Source organism: Pseudomonas sp. JV449 (genome assembly GCF_032424295.1).
Lineage (GTDB): Bacteria > Pseudomonadota > Gammaproteobacteria > Pseudomonadales > Pseudomonadaceae > Aquipseudomonas > Aquipseudomonas marginalis.
On record NZ_VYKD01000001.1, the window covers coordinates 265,108 to 272,680 of the forward strand.

General features: G+C 61.2%; 10 protein-coding genes. 9 read left to right on the top strand and 1 reads right to left on the bottom strand.

Going from position 1 to position 7,573, the window contains the following annotated elements:
* The first annotated feature begins 9 nt into the window (after positions 1 to 9).
* The 3 genes from ctaD to F6S08_RS01200 are packed head-to-tail and all read left to right on the top strand — an operon-like array spanning position 10 to position 3,095.
* Entirely contained in the window at positions 10 to 1,599 is a 1,590-nt protein-coding gene (gene ctaD / locus F6S08_RS01190; protein ID WP_024072609.1) for a cytochrome c oxidase subunit I, read from the top strand.
* 21 nt (positions 1,600 to 1,620) lie between these two features.
* Complete coding sequence (locus tag F6S08_RS01195) at positions 1,621 to 2,172, top strand: cytochrome c oxidase assembly protein (RefSeq protein ID WP_065926844.1); 552 nt, start codon at positions 1,621 to 1,623, stop codon at positions 2,170 to 2,172.
* A 35-nt stretch (positions 2,173 to 2,207) separates the two neighbouring features.
* Positions 2,208 to 3,095 (top strand): cytochrome c oxidase subunit 3, encoded by an 888-nt coding sequence (locus F6S08_RS01200; protein WP_315871174.1) that lies wholly within the window; start codon positions 2,208 to 2,210, stop codon positions 3,093 to 3,095.
* 6 nt (positions 3,096 to 3,101) lie between these two features.
* Here F6S08_RS01200 and F6S08_RS01205 read toward each other — a convergent pair whose 3' ends face one another.
* Positions 3,102 to 3,305 (bottom strand): twin transmembrane helix small protein, encoded by a 204-nt coding sequence (locus F6S08_RS01205; protein ID WP_016978774.1) that lies wholly within the window; start codon positions 3,303 to 3,305, stop codon positions 3,102 to 3,104.
* 45 nt (positions 3,306 to 3,350) lie between these two features.
* Between F6S08_RS01205 and F6S08_RS01210 the strand changes: the two genes are divergently transcribed.
* The 6 genes from F6S08_RS01210 to F6S08_RS01235 form a co-directional block, all read left to right on the top strand.
* On the top strand, positions 3,351 to 4,115 hold the full coding sequence (locus F6S08_RS01210) for an SURF1 family protein (RefSeq protein ID WP_065926845.1): 765 nt from the start codon (positions 3,351 to 3,353) through the stop codon (positions 4,113 to 4,115).
* Positions 4,081 to 4,665, top strand: coding sequence for a hypothetical protein (locus F6S08_RS01215; protein WP_065946462.1), 585 nt, complete (start codon positions 4,081 to 4,083; stop codon positions 4,663 to 4,665). The genes F6S08_RS01210 and F6S08_RS01215 overlap by 35 nt, the downstream gene beginning before the upstream one ends.
* Before the next feature lie 10 nt (positions 4,666 to 4,675).
* On the top strand, positions 4,676 to 5,755 hold the full coding sequence (locus tag F6S08_RS01220) for a COX15/CtaA family protein (protein WP_098480656.1): 1,080 nt from the start codon (positions 4,676 to 4,678) through the stop codon (positions 5,753 to 5,755).
* A complete protein-coding gene (gene cyoE, locus F6S08_RS01225) occupies positions 5,743 to 6,642 on the top strand; it encodes a heme o synthase (protein WP_065926848.1) in 900 nt (299 codons plus the stop codon). The genes F6S08_RS01220 and cyoE overlap by 13 nt, the downstream gene beginning before the upstream one ends.
* Positions 6,639 to 7,274, top strand: a complete 636-nt coding sequence (locus tag F6S08_RS01230) for an SCO family protein (protein WP_315871175.1) — start codon at positions 6,639 to 6,641, stop codon at positions 7,272 to 7,274. The genes cyoE and F6S08_RS01230 overlap by 4 nt, the downstream gene beginning before the upstream one ends.
* Positions 7,275 to 7,396: 122 nt before the next feature.
* Positions 7,397 to 7,573, top strand: a 177-nt coding sequence (locus F6S08_RS01235; RefSeq protein ID WP_409999750.1) for a helix-turn-helix domain-containing protein, incomplete at its 3' end; no start/stop codon positions are given.

Below are 7,573 nucleotides of genomic sequence, written 5' to 3' on the forward strand. Positions count from 1 at the left end.
AGAACGGCCATGAGCGCTGTGATCGATGACCATGGCCACGCCGGTGACCATGCCCACGGCCCCGCCAAAGGCTTGATGCGCTGGGTGCTGACCACCAACCATAAGGACATCGGCACGATGTACCTGTGGTTCGCGTTCACCATGTTCCTGCTCGGCGGCTCGTTCGCCATGGTGATCCGTGCCGAGCTGTTCCAGCCTGGCCTGCAGATCGTCGAGCCGGCGTTTTTCAACCAGATGACCACCATGCACGGCCTGATCATGGTGTTCGGGGCGGTAATGCCGGCGTTTGTCGGCCTGGCCAACTGGATGATTCCGCTGATGATCGGCGCGCCGGACATGGCCTTGCCGCGCATGAACAACTTCAGCTTCTGGCTGCTGCCGGCGGCGTTCCTGCTGCTGGTCTCGACCCTGTTCACGCCCGGTGGCGGGCCGAATTTCGGCTGGACGTTCTACGCCCCGCTCTCCACCACCTACGCACCGGAAAGCGTGACGTTCTTCATCTTCGCCATCCACTTGATGGGCATCAGCTCGATCATGGGTGCGATCAACGTGGTTGCCACCATCCTCAACCTGCGTGCGCCCGGCATGACCTTGATGAAAATGCCGCTGTTCGTCTGGACCTGGCTGATCACCGCATTCCTGCTGATCGCGGTGATGCCGGTGCTGGCCGGCTGCGTGACCATGATGTTGATGGACATCCACTTCGGCACCAGCTTCTTCAGCGCGGCCGGTGGCGGTGATCCGGTGCTGTTCCAGCATGTGTTCTGGTTCTTCGGCCACCCCGAGGTGTACATCATGATCCTGCCGGCGTTTGGCGCCGTCAGTTCGATTATCCCGACCTTCTCGCGCAAGCCGTTGTTCGGCTATACGTCGATGGTCTACGCCACGGCGAGCATCGCGTTCCTCTCGTTTATCGTGTGGGCGCACCATATGTTCGTGGTGGGCATTCCGTTGGTCGGCGAGTTGTTCTTCATGTACGCCACGTTGCTGATTGCGGTGCCCACCGGCGTGAAGGTGTTCAACTGGGTCAGCACCATGTGGCAAGGCTCCCTGACCTTCGAGACGCCGATGCTGTTTGCCGTGGCCTTCGTGATCCTGTTCACCATCGGCGGCTTCTCCGGATTGATGCTGGCGATTGCCCCGGCGGACTTCCAGTACCACGACACCTACTTTGTGGTGGCGCACTTCCATTACGTACTGGTGCCCGGTGCGATCTTCGGCATCTTCGCCTCGGCCTACTACTGGCTGCCGAAATGGACCGGCCACATGTACGACGAAACCCTGGGCAAGCTGCATTTCTGGCTGTCTTTCGTGGGCATGAACATGGCGTTCTTCCCGATGCACTTCGTGGGGCTGGCCGGCATGCCGCGCCGGGTACCGGACTACAACCTGCAGTTCGCCGACTTCAATATGGTCTCGTCGATTGGCGCGTTCATGTTTGGCGCCACGCAGATCTTCTTCCTGTTTATCGTGATCAAGTGCATCCGTGGCGGCCCGCCCGCGCCGGCCAAGCCGTGGGATGGCGCCGAAGGCCTGGAGTGGAGCGTGCCCTCGCCCGCGCCGTACCACACCTTCACCACGCCACCGGAGGTCAAATGAACAGGGTAAGCGGAGGTGGTCATGGCTGACTCCGTGCCCCTCAAGCGCCTGGTTACCCGCCTGCTGATCCTGGTGGTAGCGATGTTCGCCTTCGGCTTTGCCCTGGTGCCGATCTACGACGTGATGTGCAAGGCGTTCGGCATCAACGGCAAGACGGCCGGGCAGTACGAAGGCGAGCAGGTCGTCGACCTCACGCGCCAGGTACGGGTGCAGTTCCTGTCCACCAATGCCATCGACATGGTCTGGGAGTTTCATTCCAAGGCTGACGAGGTGGTGGTCAACCCCGGTGCCGTCACCGAGATGCTGTTCGTGGCCTACAACCCCACTGACAAGCCGATGACCGCCCAGGCGGTGCCGAGCATTTCCCCCGCCGAAGCGGCGATGTATTTCCACAAGACCGAATGCTTTTGCTTCACCCAGCAAGTGCTGCAGCCAGGCCAACGCATCGAGATGCCAGTGCGTTTTATTGTCGACCGTGACATGCCCAAGGATGTGAAGCATTTGACCCTGGCGTACACGCTGTTTGATATCACTGCGCGCCAACCGCCCGTGGCTGTCCGTACCGGCGGCTAGCTACTGTTTGCCCGCTCAATCAGGAGAGCGAATACATGTCGACTCATGATACGTACTACGTACCAGCGCAAAGCAAATGGCCGATAATTGCCACGATTGGCATGCTGGTCACCGTGTATGGCCTGGCCGTGTGGTTCAACGACCTGAAGGCGACACGCCCGGAATCCCACGGGCCGTGGATCTTTTTCGTCGGAGGGCTGTTGCTGGCCTACATGCTGTTTGGCTGGTTCGGTGCAGTGATCAAGGAAAGCCGCGCCGGTTTGTACAGCGCCCAGATGGACCGCTCGTTTCGCTGGGGCATGACCTGGTTCATTTTTTCCGAGGTGATGTTCTTCATCGCGTTTTTCGGTGCGCTGTTCTACGTGCGCCATTTGTCCGGTCCCGCATTGGCCGGCGAAGGCCCCAAAGGCATTGCGCACATGCTGTGGCCGAACTTCGAGTTTGCCTGGCCGTTGCTCAACAACCCGGACCCGAAGCTCTATCCCGCGCCGGAGGGCACCATCAGCCCGTGGGGCTTGCCGTTGGTGAACACCATCCTGCTGGTGAGTTCCAGCGTGACCATCACCATTGCCCACCACGCCTTGCGCAAGGGGCATCGCGGCGCGCTGAAAATCTGGCTGGCGATCACCGTCTTGCTGGGCCTGGCATTCCTCGGGTTCCAGGCCGAGGAATACATCCATGCCTATAAAGAACTGGGCCTGACCTTGGGTTCGGGGGTGTACGGCGCGACGTTCTTTATGCTCACGGGCTTTCACGGTGCTCACGTGACCATCGGCACCATCATTTTGTTTGTGATGCTGATGCGCATCCTGCGCGGGCATTTCAATGCCGAGCATCAGTTCGGTTTCGAGGCAGCCAGTTGGTATTGGCACTTCGTGGATGTGGTGTGGATCGGGCTGTTTTTCTTCGTCTATGTGCTCTGAGGCGACTTACCAGGGCGCATGAGATACCAGCTGGCCGCTGAAAAATCCCCAGGCGATCAATGCCACGGTGATCACGGCCAGTACCACACGCACGGTCAAGGCCGTCACGAGGCGGTTGGAGTTGCCCTCGTCCTTGACCAGGAAGAACAGGCCACTGAACAGGCTCACGACGGTCGCGATCAGCATCAGGGCAATGGCTGCTTTGAGCATGGTCTGGTTCCTGGCGTTGGTGGGCATTAAGGGGATGGGCGGGCAATGAAAACAAGTATAGCCAGCGCCATGAAACGCTTTCGTCCAGGTATCGCACCGACTGTGGTGGTGATGATTCTGCTGCCTTTGATGGTGGGCTTGGGCGTCTGGCAGCTGTCGCGCGGCCATGAGAAGCAGTTGCTGGTGGACAGCTATGCCGAACGCCGCGCCGCTGAGCCGATCAGCAGTGTGCAACTCGGGGATATGGCGGACCCGGCCTTTCGCCGCGTGCATCTGCGCGGGCAATTCGATGCCGAGCACAGCGTATTGCTGGATAACCGCATGCGCGACGGCAAGGCAGGTGTCGAGTTGCTGCAACCCTTTCATGACCAGGCCAGCGGCCTGTGGTTATTGCTCAATCGGGGCTGGTTGCCGTGGCCGGATCGGCGCACCCCGCCCGTCTTCACCACCCCGGATCAGCCTTTAAATCTCGACGCCTGGGTGTATGTCGCGCCCGGCGAAACCTTCCAGCTGCATGCGGACCCCACGACCGCGCAATGGCCGCGCCTGTTGACCGCGTTGCACCCCGCCGCGCTGTGGGCTGAGCTGGGCCGCAACGGTTTTGCCTATGAGCTGCGCACCGAAGCCGGCCCCGGCACGTACGAAACCACCTGGCCCATCGTTGCGATGGGGCCGGAAAAACACTTGGCCTACGCGGTGCAGTGGTTCGCCATGTCCCTGGCGCTACTGGCTCTTTACCTCTACCTCGGATGGCACACCACAAAGGAGAAGCCCCATGGGAACGGCCACGAATCCACTCAACATGTCTGAGGTGCCTGATCGGCGCAAAGGCCGCTGGCAGCTGATGCTGATCCTGCTGATGGTGATCGGTCCGATGGTGCTGGCCACCTTCATGTACAAACTGCAGTTCTGGGTGCCGGACAGTCGCAGCTACCACGGAGAAATGATCGGTAACGGTCAGACCCGCGCCGATATTGGCGTGCAGGCCGATGAACAGCGCTGGCAGTTGCTGGTCACCGCGCCTGGCGCCTGCGCCGCCGATTGCCAGCAACTGGTGTACCTCGCGCGCCAGTTGCAGATCGGCCTGGGGCGCGACGCTTCACGCGCCAGCCATGCCTTGGCCAGTGCGCAACCGGTCGCTGCCGACTATGACACCAAGCTCAAGGCCGAATACCCGCAATTGCAGCGCTACTCACTGGATCTCTCGACGTTCACCAAAAACGCCGCCGCGCCGGGCGCTGCGCAACTGTGGATCGTTGACCCTCACGGCAACCTGGTGCTGCGCTACGACGCCAAGGTCAAGGGCAAGGACTTGCTCAATGACCTGCGCCACCTGTTGAAACTGTCGAACATCGGATAAGGGCATCGTCATGGCCAAACCTGGATTTCGCCTCGCGTTGTTTGCCACTTTGCTGGCGTTGATCGTCGTGCTGCTTGGCGCCTACACCCGCCTGACCCACGCCGGCCTCGGTTGCCCGGACTGGCCGGGCTGCTACGGCTTTATCAGCGTGCCGCAAAGCGAGGCCCAGCTGGCCCATGCCGAATTGCATTTTCCCGATACGCCCGTGGAGGCTGACAAGGGCTGGGCGGAGATGACCCATCGCTACTTCGCCGGCACCCTGGGCCTGTTGATTGTGCTGTTGGCGGCGCGTTCGTGGAGCCATCGGCGTGATCCGGGCCAGCCAGTGAAACTGCCGTTGTTTCTGTTGATGGTGGTGTTCGCCCAGGCGGCGTTTGGCATGTGGACGGTGACCTTGAAGCTGTGGCCCCAGGTGGTGACGGGGCACTTGTTGGGCGGCTTTGCGACCTTGAGCCTGTTGTTCCTGCTGACCCTGCGCTTGTCTGGGGTGTTGCCCGCGTTGATCGTGCCCAGGCGCCTGCAATATTGGGCCACGGCGGGTCTGGTGCTGGTGATCGGCCAGATCGCCTTGGGCGGCTGGGTCAGTTCCAACTATGCAGCGGTGGCCTGCATCGATTTGCCCACCTGCCATGGCCAGTGGTGGCCTGCGGCGGACTTTGCCAACGGCTTTCACCTGACCCAGCACATCGGCCCCAATTACCTTGGCGGCCAACTCGACAGCGACGCGCGTACCGCCATCCACCTGACCCACCGCATCGGTGCGGTGCTGGTCACCCTGGTGCTTGCGGGGCTGGCCTGGCAGCTGCGTGCGGTGGGTATGACGCGGCTCGCGGGCCTACTGTTGATTGCCCTGGCGGCACAAATCAGCCTGGGCCTGAGCAACGTGTATTTCCACCTGCCGCTGCCGGTTGCGGTCGGCCATAACGCCGGCGGTGCAGCGTTGTTATTGACCCTGGTGCTGGTCAATTACCACGCCCGCACCAGTCTGGTTCGGGTGCGTCACCAGTTGCCCTTCGGCTGGCGCTTCAGCCCGCGCAAACACGTATCGGGCCTCATCACCCTTAAAGGAGAGATGCCATGGCGACCTTGATCGGCGCGCGCCACAGCCAGGCGATCTGGCGCGACTACCTGGAGCTGACCAAGCCGAAAGTGGTGGTGCTGATGCTCATCACCTCCCTGGTCGGCATGTTCCTCGCCACCCGCGCCGGTGTGCCGTGGGCGGTGCTGGTTTTCGGCAACCTGGGGATAGCCCTGTGTGCCGGTGGCGCGGCGGCGGTGAACCATGTGGTGGACCGGCGGATTGATGCGGTGATGGCCCGCACCCATAAGCGACCGTTGGCGGAGGGGCGTGTGTCGCCGGTGGCGGCGCTGGCCTTTGCTTTGTTTCTAGCCGTTGCAGGATTGGCCTTGTTGCTGGCGTTCACCAATCCCCTGGCGGCATGGCTGACGCTGGCTTCGCTGCTCGGTTACGCGGTGGTCTACACCGGTTTTCTCAAGCGTGCGACGCCGCAAAATATTGTCATCGGAGGCCTGGCCGGTGCCGCGCCACCGCTGTTGGGCTGGGTTGCCGTCACCGGCCATGTCAGCGCCGAACCCTTGTTGCTGGTGCTGATCATCTTCGCCTGGACCCCGCCGCACTTCTGGGCCCTGGCCATTCACCGCAAGGAGGAATACGCCAAGGCCGATATCCCGATGCTGCCCGTCACTCACGGCGAGCACTACACCAAGGTGCATATCCTGCTCTATACCTTCGCCCTGTTGGCGGTGAGCCTGATGCCCTATGTGATCCACATGAGCGGCCCGCTCTACCTGGCCTGTGCGCTGGTTTTGGGCGGACGCTTTCTGCAATGGGCCTGGGTGCTGTACCGTGGCGCTCAGCCGCACGCGGCGATCAACACCTTCAAGTACTCTATCTGGTACCTGTTCCTGCTGTTTATCGCCCTGCTCGTAGACCACTACTTACTGTTGAACCTATGACTCGAACTCAAAAAACCGTCTTTATCCTGGTGGCCATCGTCGCGTTGATCATGGGCCTGACCGTTAACAAAGTGCTCTCGGGCAAGGGCCAGGGCGACCCTACCGCGTTGATCGACGCCGGCATCATCCTGTTGCCGCAAAGCCGCCAGCTGCCGCCGGTCAGCATGACCAACCAGGACGGCCAGCCGGTGCGGGTCAACGAGTTGAAAGGCAAGTGGAGCCTGCTGTTCTTCGGCTACACCTTCTGCCCCGACATCTGCCCGACCACCCTCGCCCAACTGCGCCAGATCAAGAGCGAGTTGCCTAAGGAGGCTGTGGATAAGTTGCAGGTAATCCTGGTCAGCGTCGACCCGAACCGCGACACCCCGACCCAGCTCAAGCAGTACCTGGGCTACTTCGACCCGCAATTCGAAGGCCTCGCCGGCGCGAACGTGGAGGATGTGCAGAAGGTCTCGAATGCCGTGAGCATCCCGTTCATCCCGGCAGACACCAGCAAGCCCAACTACACCGTCGACCACAGCGGCAACCTGGCGCTGATCGGTCCGGATGGTACCCAGCGCGGCTTTATCCGTGCGCCGTTGAACAACCAGAAGCTGGTGGCGCAACTGCCAGGGCTGTTGCTGCGCAAGTAACAAGGCAATACACAACACATGTGGGAGGGGGTAAGCCCCGGTACAAACCGGGGACATCGTTTACATTTCTAACCGGGGACATGGTTTACAGGCTAATACGCATGATCAGGAGGTAACTGATCATGCCCTGGAACCAAGAGTCCCCCATGAATCAAAGAATCAAGCTGGTAGCTGATTGGCTTTCTGGCAACTTCACCAAAAGCCAGTTGGCACGCCGCTTTGACGTTAGCCGACCTACCGTCGATAAGTGGATTGCCCGGCACGACGGCGATTTGAGGTCTTTATCCGAACTGTCCCGG